General features: G+C 39.7%; 13 protein-coding genes and 3 riboswitches. All 13 genes read right to left on the minus strand.

The features are described from left to right. Positions 1-17: 17 nt before the first annotated feature. Positions 18-692, minus strand: coding sequence for a methionine ABC transporter permease (locus acear_RS10500; RefSeq protein ID WP_013278999.1), 675 nt, complete (start codon positions 690-692; stop codon positions 18-20). After that, positions 664-1,713 (minus strand): methionine ABC transporter ATP-binding protein, encoded by a 1,050-nt coding sequence (locus acear_RS10505; protein WP_013279000.1) that lies wholly within the window; start codon positions 1,711-1,713, stop codon positions 664-666. The genes acear_RS10500 and acear_RS10505 overlap by 29 nt, the downstream gene beginning before the upstream one ends. A gap of 81 nt (positions 1,714-1,794) precedes the next feature. Then, positions 1,795-1,917: riboswitch (SAM riboswitch) on the minus strand. A 71-nt stretch (positions 1,918-1,988) separates the two neighbouring features. Further along, a complete protein-coding gene (locus tag acear_RS10510) occupies positions 1,989-3,230 on the minus strand; it encodes a TIGR00341 family protein (RefSeq protein ID WP_013279001.1) in 1,242 nt (413 codons plus the stop codon). 68 nt (positions 3,231-3,298) lie between these two features. Next, on the minus strand, positions 3,299-3,592 hold the full coding sequence (locus tag acear_RS10515) for a YerC/YecD family TrpR-related protein (RefSeq protein WP_013279002.1): 294 nt from the start codon (positions 3,590-3,592) through the stop codon (positions 3,299-3,301). 93 nt (positions 3,593-3,685) lie between these two features. After that, positions 3,686-4,174: a MogA/MoaB family molybdenum cofactor biosynthesis protein gene (locus acear_RS10520; protein WP_013279003.1), complete on the minus strand. Its 489-nt coding sequence runs from the start codon at positions 4,172-4,174 to the stop codon at positions 3,686-3,688. After that, positions 4,167-5,096 (minus strand): cyclic pyranopterin monophosphate synthase MoaC/MOSC-domain-containing protein, encoded by a 930-nt coding sequence (locus tag acear_RS10525; protein ID WP_013279004.1) that lies wholly within the window; start codon positions 5,094-5,096, stop codon positions 4,167-4,169. Before acear_RS10525 ends, acear_RS10520 begins: the two co-directional genes overlap by 8 nt. Before the next feature lie 3 nt (positions 5,097-5,099). Next, a complete protein-coding gene (gene moaA / locus acear_RS10530; protein ID WP_013279005.1) occupies positions 5,100-6,089 on the minus strand; it encodes a GTP 3',8-cyclase MoaA in 990 nt (329 codons plus the stop codon). Positions 6,090-6,098: 9 nt separating this feature from the next. Further along, positions 6,099-7,967 carry a molybdopterin biosynthesis protein gene (locus acear_RS10535; RefSeq protein WP_013279006.1) on the minus strand — a complete coding sequence of 623 codons (1,869 nt, stop codon included), beginning with the start codon at positions 7,965-7,967 and terminating at the stop codon, positions 6,099-6,101. A gap of 14 nt (positions 7,968-7,981) precedes the next feature. Next, positions 7,982-9,202 (minus strand): molybdopterin molybdotransferase MoeA, encoded by a 1,221-nt coding sequence (locus acear_RS10540; protein ID WP_013279007.1) that lies wholly within the window; start codon positions 9,200-9,202, stop codon positions 7,982-7,984. A gap of 36 nt (positions 9,203-9,238) precedes the next feature. Beyond that, the gene (locus acear_RS10545; protein WP_013279008.1) at positions 9,239-9,424 is read right to left on the minus strand and encodes a hypothetical protein; all 186 of its coding nucleotides are present in this window, start codon (positions 9,422-9,424) and stop codon (positions 9,239-9,241) included. Between the two features lie 63 nt (positions 9,425-9,487). Further along, positions 9,488-9,608, minus strand: a riboswitch (molybdenum cofactor riboswitch). Positions 9,609-9,791: 183 nt separating this feature from the next. Next, on the minus strand, positions 9,792-11,108 hold the full coding sequence (locus acear_RS10550) for an NCS2 family permease (protein WP_013279009.1): 1,317 nt from the start codon (positions 11,106-11,108) through the stop codon (positions 9,792-9,794). Positions 11,109-11,150: 42 nt separating this feature from the next. Beyond that, a complete protein-coding gene (gene guaA / locus acear_RS10555) occupies positions 11,151-12,701 on the minus strand; it encodes a glutamine-hydrolyzing GMP synthase (protein WP_013279010.1) in 1,551 nt (516 codons plus the stop codon). Between the two features lie 94 nt (positions 12,702-12,795). Further along, positions 12,796-12,897: riboswitch (purine riboswitch) on the minus strand. A 70-nt stretch (positions 12,898-12,967) separates the two neighbouring features. Further along, positions 12,968-14,617 (minus strand): methyl-accepting chemotaxis protein, encoded by a 1,650-nt coding sequence (locus tag acear_RS10560; protein WP_013279011.1) that lies wholly within the window; start codon positions 14,615-14,617, stop codon positions 12,968-12,970. Positions 14,618-14,638: the final 21 nt, after the last annotated feature.

Below are 14,638 nucleotides of genomic sequence, written 5' to 3' on the forward strand. Positions count from 1 at the left end.
TCATTAATTAAATTAATTTAAGCTGCTCTATTTAACCTATTCGCCAGCCAGTTACCTATTGACTGAATCACCTGGACTAAAATAACCAGAATTACCACTGTTTTTAACATAATATCACCTTGAAAACGCTGATAACCATATCTGATTGCTATATCACCTAAACCGCCGCCGCCAATTGCTCCAACAATGGCTGAAAAACCTATAAGACTGATAATAGTCAGTGTTAACCCTAATATTAAAGACGGCAGAGCCTCTGGAATTAATACCTTAATGATAATCTCCCAGGGTGTAGCTCCCATAGCTTCTGCTGCTTCAATAACGCCCGGATCAACCTCTTTTAGTGAATTCTCCACTACCCGCCCGATAAAAGGAATCGCGGCTACTGCCAGCGGTACAATAGCTGCTGTAGTACCAATAGAAGTACCTACTAACAGACGGGTAACAGGAATAATTGCTACCATCAAGATAATAAAGGGAATAGAACGAGCAACATTAATAATTGCTCCCAGGACAAAATTAACCTTCTTATTTTCCAAGACTCTATCCGGCTCTGTTACTACTACCGCCACTCCTAGCGGAATACCAAATAAAGTAGCAATTCCCATTGAAACAAGTACCATATAGATAGTTTCATATAAGCCCTGCCATAATAAAGCTCCATCACTAACTAACTGTTTTAACAGAATGTTCATTTTCAATCACCTCAATCTGTAAATCCTGCTGTTGTAGATAATCAATAGTCTGTTTAACTTGAAAATCATTTCCGGTTAATTCAATCAATAAAATTCCAAAGTGGACTTCCTGAATCTTATCTATATTTCCATATAGAATATTGGCATCGACACCGAATTCTTTAATCACCTTCGAGATAATCGGCTGTCCTACTGATTCACCGATAAAGGATACTTTAATCAATCTATCAGCATCTGCTTCCAGGACACTACTGCGCTGATAGAATTCTTCCGGTATATCAGCATTAACTATATTCTCCACAAACCGTTTAGTAGTCTTATGTTCCGGATTAATAAAGATCTGCATGGTCTCTCCCTGTTCAACAATAGAGCCTGATTCCAGGACAGCTACTTTATTACAGATCTTTTTAATGACTTCCATCTCATGAGTAATTAGAACAACTGTAATTCCTAACTGCTGATTGATATCCTTTATTAAATCCAAAATAGCATCAGTTGTCTCCGGATCAAGAGAAGAAGTCGCTTCATCACATAACAGCAGCTTCGGATCATTAGCTAAAGCCCGGGCAATTCCTACCCGCTGCTGCTGTCCTCCGCTTAACTGAGCAGGGTAATTATTGGCCTTATCAGCCAAACCTACCAGTTCCAGCAGTTCAGTAACCTTCTTGTCAATTTCAGACTTATTAATATCAGCTAACTCTAGAGGAAAGGCTACATTATCTGCTACAGTTCTGCTCTGCAGCAAATTAAAATTCTGGAATATCATACCAATCTTCTTTCTAGCCTGCCTTAACTGACCGGTATTTAACTCTGTTAAATCCTCTCCATCGATAATCATTCTCCCTTCTGTCGGCTCTTCTAAGAGATTCAAACAGCGGATAAAGGTACTCTTACCTGCTCCACTAGGACCAATAATTCCAAAGATATCATCTCTATCTATCTCTAGATTGATATCTTTTAGAGCAACTACCTCTCCTTCCTCACTATCATATACTTTGGTTAACCCCTTTATCTCTATCATATTTACCACCCTTTTGATTTAGAATCAAAAAACCTCTTCTCAATGAGAAGAGGTTTAATAGTCTAAAGAATCTATCTACCTCCCTCATCTTTCAGTAAAAAGAATCATCTCTTTACTGCAGGATTTGGCACCGACATAGTATCGATTAATACTATCGGTTGCCGGGCTTCATCGGGCCAGTCCCTCCGCCTCTCTCGATAAGAGATCATATTTAATTGTCTTTATCTAAACTGTTATCATGATAACATGATTTTAACAGATTGTCAATAAGCTCTCTAACTTTTTTCATCTGAACCCAAGGGAAACTGGAACCTTCTAGTCGGAACTACTTCAAAGATAACCCTATACTCCCCACCTAATTCCTCTTTGATTCTCTTTTCTAACAATTTAAAGAAGTATTCATCAGTCTCATCCGGAGTGTATAAAAATAGCTCTACTTCCTTACCCTGCACTTGAATGCTTAACAGATCAGTCTCTAACTCATCACCAAATTTTTTGCGGTATATTTTGCGGACCTTATCCTCCGGTTTTTCTTTAATCATCCGCTGATAAGTAATCCAGGAAAGGGGTAAGCTTAAGATAATCACTGCTACTACAATCAAAATTAGACTCTTCTTTACTAATTTCTGGGCTTTAAACTTATACCAGATCTGCGGCTTAAGTCCTTTTAAGTAGAAGACACCTACAGTTGCTAAGATTAAAGCAAGATAATTTCCGCCTAAGAGCAATAAACCGCCGCCGACCATCATTGAATTGGCCAGTGAAATGCCGATACCTATAGTACACATCACCGGAATTATGGCAGCAGCAATAACTACTCCAATTAACTGGCTCTTAACACCTGAAATTAAAGAGTAAGCTCCAGCACTTCCAGCAGCCAAAGCTACAAATAAATCAGCCACTGTGGGAAACATTCTGGTCTTTAAAGCAGAATTAATGACTACATTAGGAACTATCAACCCCATTAACAAACCTACGACTACTGCTATTGATAATACTGTTGCTTCCGAAAGAACTCCCTGCATCATTAATTTGAAATCAGCCAGCACAATTCCAATTGCAATAGCTACAATCGGTCCGAAGACAGGTGCAATAATCATCGAACCTACAATTACAGGAATATTATTAAGAATCAACCCTAAAGAAGCAATCACTGCCGCCATAATCGCTAATAATATAAAGTTATCATCGATCAGTGAATTATTTCGGGCATAAGTTACTAGGGATTCTCGGTTGGCCTTAAATGAAGAAGCCTGTAATTTCTCTTTATTGAACGGAATCACTGTATCAGGGCTGAAGACGATTAAGCTCCGGTCATCATCGGTCTCAAAATCAAACCGTTCTGCTAGATTATCCAAAACTATATCAGTATTTCCATATAACAGATTTATAATTAAAAGATCTCCAGTTGGAGAAGAAAGCAGCTTATAATCAGCAATATCTACCTCCAGTGCTTCCAATAACTGAGTCGCTTCTTTTCCTTCTCCGGTCTTGAAAGTTGCTAAGGCTATCTGCATAGAGAACCTCCCTACATTAAACTACTAAGCCACTTCTTAGTATGTCTAATTAGAGAGGAATTTATCAATTATTCATTTTTCTCTAATCTATCCAGAATCAGTTGATAACCTCCAGCACCATAATTTAAAAACCGCTTAACCCGGCTGATAGTAGCCGTACTAGCACCTGTTGTCTCAGTAATCTTATCATAGGTTGCTCCTTCATCTAACATCTTGGCTACCTGTAACCGCTGTCCTAAAGCCTTAATTTCATTAATAGTACATATATCTTCAAAAAACTTATAGGCTTCTTCATTTGATTCTAAAGCTAAAACTGCTGTAAATAATTGGTCAGTAAATTCATCCTTTAGATGGGAACTCACAGAAACACCTCCAGATAATAGCCCTTTATTTATATTATAACTAATCTGAAGAAAAAAATCCAGTGCTTTAAAGTATTAAAGTATGTTATTCAATTACCGGGCACAGTCCTCTACTTCATCCTTAATTAGTTCTACAGCATGGGGCAAGGCTGGAATAACAACCTCTAAACATTCCTGCACGGCTTTAGGGCTTCCGGGCAGATTCACAATTAGAGTCTCCTTAATAACTCCTGCTCTGGCCCGTGATAACATAGCACGGTCGGTCACCTGGAGGCTTTCCATTCTCATAGCTTCAGCTATACCGGGCACCTCTCTTTCGATCAACTCCAAAGTAGCATCAGGCGTTACATCGCGGGGGGCCAATCCTGTTCCACCTGTAGTCAATAAGAGATCAACCCCATCCTCGGTTACCATCTTAAGCATCTTAGCCTTCAGAACTTCCTTTTCATCAGGGACTACCTGATAGCTAACTACTTCACCCTCTATCTCAGCTATTACTTCCTCGATAACCTGTCCACTTTTATCCTCTCGTTCTCCTCTAGAGCCTTTATCACTGGCGGTAATGATTCCTACCTTAATCATTATCCAACACCTCAATTTTATCTCCCGGCTTAACTTCACCGCCAGTAATTACTTTAGCAAAGATTCCTTCCCGCGGCATAACACAGTCCCCTGCCTGTTCATAAACTGCACATCTGTCATGACACTCTTTGCCGTGTTGAGTAATCTCTAATACTGCCTGACCACCAATCTCGATTCGAGTACCTAGATCCAGTTCCAATAGATCAATATCCTTGGTAGTCAGATTCTCTGCAAAGTCACCAGCCGTAACATCAAGTCCCTGATTATTCATCTTATCAATACTCTCCTGGGCCAGCAGACTAACCTGGCGGTGCCAATCACCTGCATGGGCATCTCCTGTCAATCCATGATTCTCCTTCAATACTGCTGAATCAACATTCTCTTTCTGTTCTCCCTTACTCTCACTAACTGAAACTGCTACAATCTCTGACATTTTACCCCTCCTAAAATTTCCACTTTGGCCGCCGCTCTTCTTTAATAATCTGATCTCACCGATCTCCATTGCTTTATCCACTGCTTTACACATATCATAAATAGTTAAAGCAGCTGTAGAGACAGCCGTCAAGGCCTCCATCTCCACTCCTGTCTGCGAACTGATCTTCACCTCGGCTACAATCCGAATATAATTCTCTTCATTATTAATCTCAAAGTCCAGGTCGACTCCTGTGATATTCAATGGATGGCACATAGGAATAATCTCGCTAGTCCGTTTAGCATTCATTATACCGGCAATCTGGGCTACTCCCATTACATCGCCTTTTTCTATCCCGTCAGATTCAATCCGCTCAATCGTCTCTGGACTGGTATATACCCTACCTTCGGCTACTGCCTTTCTGCTGGTTACCGGCTTGTCACTAACATCCACCATCTGAGCCCGACCGGATTCATTAAAGTGAGTAAAGCTTTTCTCTTCTGTAGTCATCTTCTATCCTCCTATCTGTGACATCTGACGTTTATTTACTTCAAAATCAGTATCTACTTTATCTCCTAAACCCTGTTTAGGTTTAACTAGAACTACCTGTCTTAAAGTCTCCATTAAATTCTTAGATTTACTGCTAGAACGAATAACTTTTCTAATATTGAACTCTTTATCAGCCAGGAGACAGGGCTTTAAAAATCCATCAGCCGTCAGCCTAATCCGATTACAGGATCTGCAGTAATGGTCTGAAATTGGACTGATAAAGCCTAGTTTACCAACAGCATTAGGAAGCTTATAATATTTAGCCGGACCATTACCGATTCCTTCTTTAACCGGGATAAGAGAACCCAGTTGATTAAGCCCTTCTTTAATCTCAGCAATCGAAATATAATGTTCTTTAGCCCACTTATCATTATCACCAAGCGGCATCACTTCTATAAAGCGAACTGTTATATCATGATCCAGAGTCATGCGGGCAAAATCCTCTACTTCATTATCATTAACTCCTTTAATTAAAACTACATTCAACTTAACTGGAGTTAAACCAACCTTTTTAGCTTCTTTAATTCCCCTAATCACATCTGATAAAGAATACTTATCACTACAGGTTATTTCACCAAACTTACCAGGCTGTAAAGTATCCAGACTGATATTAACTCTATCAAGTCCTGCTGTCTTTAACTCAGCTGCATACTCTGCCAATAAAGTACCGTTAGTTGTCAAAGCTAAATCCTCAATCTCCAGCTGTTCCAATTCTTCAATAAAGCTAACTAATCCTTTGCGCACTAGCGGTTCTCCACCAGTTAATCTAATCTTTTTAAATCCTAATTTAACTGCTGACTCAATTATATCATATAACTCTTCATATCTTAAAATCTCATCATGCGTTTTTAGGTCTATTCCATCCTCAGGCATACAGTAAAAACAGCGTAGATTACAGCGATCAGTTACTGAGACCCGTAGATAATCTATCTCCCGCCCAAATTTATCCTCCATTGGTTGCACCTACTTTCTATCGATAATTTCTCCACAGTCTTCTGTATTATATCCAGCTATCTTCTGTAGTTGAGATTTATATTCATTGCTCCTAACCACTTCCAATAATTTCTTGAGCTCTTCTCTTTCTACTTCACTTTCAAGAATAACTAAACTGGAAGTAATCTGGCCTAAACTGATAAAATCCAAATTAAATAATTCAGCTACACCTCGGCTGGCTAAACCTACATCTATAATTCCTTCTTTAACTAAATTAGCTGCATCTCGCCCTGTAATCTCTTCCTGCCTGTAGCCTACTATCTCTTGAGTATTAATCCCAGCTGTTTCTAATCTACTATCCAGCAGACGCCGGGCCGCTCTTCCCTGCTGTTGATTAACAAAGGAAAGCCCTTCCTGACTTAAATCCTCAACTCCATTAATTCCAAGGGAATTATCCGGTCGAACTACCAAACCTACCTCGCTCACTGCTAAGTTAACTACTACCGTTTCCTGCCTCATTCCAACTGTCTTCACTAAAGCTGCATTTGCTGCTTTCTGTTCTAAAGTATCAACAGCAGTCTCACTAGCCATATTCTTGAACTTCAGATTCAGCCCAACCCCCTGTAACTTAATCTGATTACAGAGAAGCTCATAGGCTAAATCCTCTTCGCCGGCTATCAATAGATTCTGATTATAATCTATATCCCTTCGTAATTCAACTTCAACCTGCTTATTCTGCTTCATACCCTGCTTGAGAGCAGGAATTCTAATAAAGCCATCGGACTTCATTACTGAATTAATCACACCGGCTCCCCGCTGAAGAGGAACCGCTTTCAAGTCTCCATCTATGTGGGCTACATTAACCCGAACAAACTCCTCTTCTCCCAGTTTAGAGGTTAAATTCTGAGTTAATTCAGCCTTAACTTTCTCAGGCTGGCTGCAAGTTAGTCCTAGCAGCCTTTCTATAACCGGCCTCACAAATAACTGAGTACCTAAATAGGCTGAAACAGGATAACCAGGTAACCCGATAACCAGTTTCTCATTGATTACTCCGGCCATCAAAGGCTTACCGGGTTTGATAGCTACACCATGAAATAATAACTCACCTAGATTCTCAATCACCTGAGAAGTATAATCCTCAGCTCCAGCCGAAGAGCCGGCAATAATTAAGACTAAATCATACTGCTGGCTTAACCGGTCGACTCGGTTTTTAATTAACTCATAGTCATCCTCTACTTTATCCGCCTTAACCGGAACTGCTCCCCACTCTCTTATCTGGCTGGCTATCACCCGTGAATTATATTCGACAATCTCTCCGGGCTGCAGCGAACTACCGGGGTCGACTAATTCTGTTCCCGTCGGCAGAATAGCTACTTCAGGCTCTTTTCTAACCTCTATTTCTGTAATGCCGCCGGCCAGTAAACCGCCGATCTCGGACGGTCCTAACTTAGTATTAACCGGGGCCAAAAGCTGAGAAGCAAGAATATCCTCGCCTATCGATCTAATATGCTGGCCTGGCGCTACCGATGCTGTAATCTCAATAGTGGCCTCATCCAGCTGATTCACATCCTCGATCATAATAACTCCATTACAGCCTTCTGGAACTGCATCGCCGGTATCAACAAAGAAGGCCTCCTGGCCGATAGTCAGCTCTTTAGGATCCCTTTTACTAGCACCGAAGGTCTTATCTACATCAACTGCAAATCCATCCATTGCTGCTGCATAATAATGAGGCGAAGAATCCTCAGCATAGACAGCTTCGGCAGTTACTCGTCCTGAAGCATCTTCTACTTTTACTCTTTCTGTCGCCTCTCTATAATTACCTGCTAGATTATTTAAAATTATCTCTTTAGCTTCTGTTAAAGGTAATTTATCGAGATAGATATTCCTTTTCTCCATTCTTCCACCCCATCCTAAAAGAGTTCTACTTTAACTTCTTCACCTGCGGTCAAACCTTCCCTGGCCAAAGGAACCTTAACTAAACCATCAGCCTCTACCATAGTCATAATTAGGCTTGATTCTCCGCGGACCGGTTTAGCTACTAAGCCGCTCTCTCCTTCTTGTAACGTAACGCGTAAATAATCCTCACGGCCGGGATCCGAGCTAATATTCTGTTCAAACTCGGCCTTCACTGTAGATGGTGAGTCTTCGATTCCCATCTGGTGTTTGATATAAGGAGCTACAAACTTCTTAAAGGTAACCATTACTGAAACCGGATGGCCCGGCAGACCATAAACCGGCAGATCATCCAACATAGTAAAGAGCGTCGGTTTACCCGGCTTAATAGCTATGCCGTGAATCAAGACATCTGTAGTCCCTACTTCCTCCAAGACATTATACGTAACATCTTTGACTCCTACTGAACTGCCGCCGGAGATAACTAAAAAGTCAACCTCATCAGCCAGTTCAACAAGAGCCTGCTTTAAGGTTTCAGCATTATCCTCTATAATTCCGCCCTGAACAGGAATTGCTCCTGTTCTTTCCACTAACGAAGCTAGTGAATAAGTATTAATATCTCTCGTCTGTCCCGGCTTTAATTCATCATCTAGAGAAATTAATTCATTTCCTGTAGAGATAATTCCTACTTTAGGCTTCTTATAAACCTCTATTTCAGCAATACCTAGACCGGCTAAAGCGCCTACATCCTGCGGCCGCAGACGGTGGTCAGCCGATACTACTGTCTCCCCCTGGCGAATATCGCTGCCCTTCTGTACTATATTAGCCCCGGGAGAAACAGAAGTATAGACTCTAACCTCATCTGCTTTGGCTTCCGTTTTTTCAACCATCACTACAGAATCGGCTCCATCTGGAATCATACCTCCGGTTGGAATCTCTACTGCTTGTCCAGCTTTCAACTTTAGTTCAGGTTTAACTCCCATCTCTACTTCTCCAATAATATCTAAAGTCTGCGGCTGCTCTTCACTGGCACCAAAGGTATCCTCGGCTTGAACAGCATAACCATCCATAGTCGACTTAGTAAAAGCAGGTAAGTCTTCAGCTGTCAATATATCACAGGCAGCTACTCGGTCTAATCCTTCTGTAACTCTTATCTGCTCTGTCTTTTTGTTCAGCTTAATATTTGATTCAATAATCTGATATGCTTCCTTGGAAGTAACTAATTCGAAAAAATCCATCATTGGACTCCTTTCTTTACCTACAGTAATACATATTTAAAAACAGCCTAATTGGCACTCTTTAATCTTAATATCCAGCTCTTCAACCAATTCACCTACTTTTCTGACAGATGTTTTTTTCTTCTTGGCAATCTTATGAGCAACAGCACAAGTAATTACTCCATCAACAGCCTCTTTGTTAATCATGTCCTTGATCTCTTCTATTCTTTCTGCTTCGTTCACAGTACCCCCCCTTCCAATAATCTTTAAAGGGGCCAGTATACTAAAGACAGACAGATAGTATACTGACCCCTATTTCTGTCTTCTTTCCAAACACAGGCGGCTTAAAAATTTCTTTTTAAACCTTACCGACCACTCACCATAGAACCCCATCCACAGGTAAGGTGATTCGAAGACCAATAATTTCTAATATTCACTTATATAAGTCTTAAACAGCTTCTTTTTAAGAGCTGATCCCTTACAAATATTATTATATCATTCTATGTAAAATAATTAAAGATTAGAATATTTAATTTTCCTATTTTTTCAATTAAAAAATTAACTGCCTAACTATTTAGATAGCCAGGCAGTTAATAATGAATTTAAATAATTACATGAATGCATATCTTAAAATAAAGAGTAGAGCTAAAACATAAACTAAGGGATGGACTTCATCTGATCTGCCGGAAATCAACTTCATTACAGGATAGATAATTAATCCGGCTGCAATTCCTTCGGCAATACTATAAGCAAACGGCATCATAACTATAGTCATAAAAGCCGGAAATGCTTCTGTGAAGTCTTCAAAATCAATATCAGTAATTGCTCCCATCATCAAGACTCCAACAATAATCAAAGCCGGAGCTGTAGCTGCCTCTGGAACTAATAATACCAGCGGAGAGATTATTAAAGAAGCCAGGAATAAGACCGCTACTACAACAGCAGTTAAACCTGTTCTTCCGCCTTCCATAATTCCAGCAGTACTCTCTACATAAGTAGTTACTGTACTGGTTCCCAGCATAGAACCAAATGTAGTTCCTACTGAGTCAGCCATTAATGCCTTACCGACGCGGGGCAGCTTACCATCTTCGTCTAACATACCGGCCCGAGCACTGGTTCCAACTAAGGTTCCAATAGTATCAAATAAGTCAACAAAGGTAAAGGCCAGAATAATATTCAGCATACCGAAATCAAACAGTTCCGGAAAGCCTTCCGTAAAAGCACCAAAAGTCTCTAAACTAAGCTTTAAATCAAACGGAGTAAATCCTTCTTCAATCTTTACTATTCCCATTGGAATCCCAATTAGAGTAGTCAATATAATTCCAATCAAGATTGATCCTTTAACCTTGCGGGCCATCAGAATTCCGATAATTAGTAATCCAATTAAAGCCAGAAGAGTATTCGGTTCAAGCAGATTTTCAGCTAAAGTAATTATTGTTGCTTCACTGGATACAACAACGCCAGCATTCTGTAATCCAATCAGAGCAATAAAGAGTCCAATTCCAGCACTAACAGCCCGCTTTAGAGAAAGCGGAATTGCATTAACTATAGCAGTTCTAATTCCGGTAACAGTAATTATAATAAAGATAATACCTGAAATGAATACTGCCGCCAAGGCTGCCTGCCAGCTCAGTCCCATACCCAGAACGACTGTATAAGCAAAGAAGGCATTCAGTCCCATTCCCGGTGCTAAACCAAAGGGATAATTAGCATACAGCCCCATAATTAACGTAGCAGCCGCCGCTGAAATAACAGTAGCTGCCATTACAGCTTCAAAAGGCATTCCAGCATCCTTTAAAATCATAGGATTAACAATAATAATGTAAGCCATAGTCATAAAGGTAGTTAAGCCAGCAATAATTTCTGTCTTAACCGTCGTATTATTCTCCTGCAGTTTAAAAAATCGATCCAGAAATCCCCGTTCCATAATTTACTATTCCTCCTTAATATTTAATTAAAAATGTTCGTGTTATTCCCATTCAATTGTAGCCGGCGGTTTGGAGGTTATATCATAGACTACTCTATTAACCTCTTTAACCTCATTTGTAATCCGGGTAGATATCTTCTCTAATAATTCATGGGGCAGTTTGGCCCAGTCAGCTGTCATAGCATCCTTACTTTTGACTGCTCTAATACCGATAGTATAACTGTAAGTTCTCTCATCACCCATCACACCTACGCTGCGCATCGGCGGCAGAGCAGCAAAGTACTGCCAGATTTCTCTATTTAGACCGGCCTTCTTGATCTCTTCCCGCAGAATTGCATCGGCTTCCTGAACAATTGTTACTTTATCAGGAGTAACTTCGCCCAAGACTCTAATTCCCAATCCGGGTCCTGGAAAGGGCTGACGCCAGACTATCTCGGCTGGAATTCCTAACTCTTCTCCTACCTCTCTCACTTCATCCTTAAAGATATTCCGCAGCGGCTCGATCAGTTTCAGATTCATATCTTCAGGCAGGCCGCCTACATTATGATGGCTTTTAATAGTAGCTGAATCATCAGTTCCTCCACTTTCTATTACATCGGAATAGATAGTTCCCTGAACTAAATATTCAATATCGCCTAACTTACCTGCCTCTTCATCAAAAACTTCAATAAACTCATTACCGATTATCTTCCGCTTCTCTTCAGGATCATCAACCCCTTCTAACTTAGCAAAGAAGCGCTGTTGGGCATCAACAGAGATCAGATTCATATCAAACTCCTGACCGAAGGTCTGCTTTACTTCCTCAGCTTCATTCTTGCGCAGCAGACCATGGTCAACAAAGATACAGGTCAGTTGATCACCGATTGCTTCATGAACCAAAGCAGCTGCTACCGAGGAATCGACCCCGCCGGATAGACCGCAGATTACATGACTGTCGCCCACCTCTTCTTTAATTTTAGCAATCTGTTCTTCAATAAAGTTAGAGGCTGTCCAGTTTCCGGAACAGTTACAGACTCTAAAGAGGAAGTTTTCAATTATCTCTCTTCCCCGAGGTGTATGTACTACCTCCGGATGGAATTGGACTCCGTAAAATTTACGCTGCGAATTACCGACAGCCGCTACGGGAGAATTATCGGTATAGCCTATTACTTCAAAGCCGTCAGGTATCTCAGCTACGCGGTCACCGTGGCTCATCCAGCACTTAAGCTCATCACCTAACCCATCCAGTAGATCTAAGCCTTGTTTGATAGTCAGCTCAGCATTACCGTACTCACGGTGGTCAGCTGCTTCAACCTCACCGCCGGGTAATAGATGACACATCATCTGCATTCCATAACAGATACCTAAAATCGGAATCCCCAAATCAAATATCTCTTCCTCCACATAAGGTGCATCTTCGCTATAGACACTGGACGGTCCGCCAGAAAAGATGATACCATCAGGATTTAATTCTTTGATTCTCTCTACCGAAACATCATACGGCAGTAGTCGCGAATAGACATTAGCCTCGCGAACTCTGCGGGCAATCAACTGGCTATATTGGGCTCCAAAATCTAGAACTAAGATTAACTCCTGTTTCTCTTTATTTTCCATTGCTTTCCCTCCTGAAAATCAATAATATAATATTAAAATAGAAAACTCCCAGTTTATTACCAAGACCCAAACTGGGAGATAGGATACTATAAACATAGAACTACCGCTATCTCGTAGACAGTCAGTTTACGGCTGACTGGTAGAAACTTTCGAGCCTTATTCTCGAGATTATACGAGGTTAAGAGTGAAATATTTAATTCTATTCGTAGTATAAATCAGATTTTAATTATTGTCAAGTATAAGCTAAAGCAAATACCTACAGATCATTAGATTTTAAATTTATCAACCAACTCCTGCAGTCTCTGAGCCATATTGGCTAATTCTTGCGAAGAAGCTGTAACTTCATTAGACATATTCTGAATATCATCTGTACTTGTATTTATCTGTTCACTTTTTTTCGCTAAATCTTGAGTAGCACCAGCAGTCTGTTCGATTTGGGTTGCTGTTTGATTACTTGCATTCTGAATCTCTTCAAATACCTCTCCGGTTTCTGTAGCTACTTTCCGACTCTTTGTTGCTTTCTCTTTTACTTCCTTGACTGCTTTTAAACCAGTGTCAGTTTTACTTTGAGTTTTATCTATTAAACTGGCAATTTGTTCCGTAGCTTCATTAGTCTCCTCGGCTAATTCTCTAATTTCCTCTGCTACAACAGCAAATCCCTGGCCGGCTTCACCTGCTCTAGCTGCTTCAATTGCTGCATTTAAAGCTAATAAGTTAGTCTGTTCAGATATATTAGTGATCATTTCAACTATATTATCTATCTCCTGAGAAGTATTATCCAGTTCATTAATTATTCCTACTGCTTCATCAATTGATTGGTTAATTTCATTAATACTGATTAAAGTTTCTTCTATGTTATCATTACCAACTTCAGTTTTAGAACTGGATTCTTGAGCAAAACTGGTCACTTCCTCAGCGCTAGCTGATATTTCTTCAATACTTGCTGATATATCTTCTACTAATTCATTAGTAGTTTCTATAGTTGCATTACCCTCCTGAGCTGAAGCTGATAATTCTTCACTATAGGCTGATAAATCTTCTATATTATCCAATAACTCTCTTATTAAATCATTCAACTGATCAACTGCATCATTATACTGCTGGGCTAAATTACCTAATTCATCCTGACTGTTAACTTCTAATTTATTCTGCAGATCTCCAGCAGCCAGTCTATGCATTCCATCTAAGACAGGATTTAAATTTCGCTTTATATAATTAGCAATCCAATTTATAATTAAAAACATAACTACTAAAGATATAACCAAAATTATTCCTATAAAGATTAAAGTTTCACTTTTAAAGTTACTGATCTCTTTTTTAGGTTCAGTTAATTTACTATTAATCACAGACTCATAAGCACCTGAGCCAATTAACCAGTCTGTTCCTTCAATTGGTTCAATATAAGCAAATTTACTCTCTTCTTGGCCGGTTTCAGGATGTTCATAGATATAATCAACAAAGCCTCCTCCAGCTTTAGCTGTATTAACAATATCTCTAATAAAATACTTGCCATTGGCATCCTGCAGATCCCATCTATTGGTCCCCTGCTTGTCTGGAGTAGGAGGTAAGGCTACAACTTCTCCTTCATAATTATAGATAAAATAATATCCTGCTTCTCCAAAATCAACTTTATTATTTGTACTTACTATTAATTCTTTTAATTCCTCTTGAGATAGATTATCATTATTTTCTTCATAAATATCAGACATCAATTGAGAAGCTGTATGTACTGAATCCTTAATTCTCATTTGTTCATCATTTAATAATAACTTTTCTAAAGTTTTCGTGCTAGTTTCCTGGAAAGAATTAAACTTTAAAAGAATTCCGGAGCCTATAACTAATAATGATACTAACAAACTAAGGCCTATTCCCAACAATATCTTCTTTTTTAAAGATAAATTTTTAAAGTTCCCCATTAATCTACTCCCCCTAATGAT

Source organism: Acetohalobium arabaticum DSM 5501 (genome assembly GCF_000144695.1).
Taxonomy (GTDB): Bacteria; Bacillota; Halanaerobiia; order Halobacteroidales; family Acetohalobiaceae; genus Acetohalobium; species Acetohalobium arabaticum.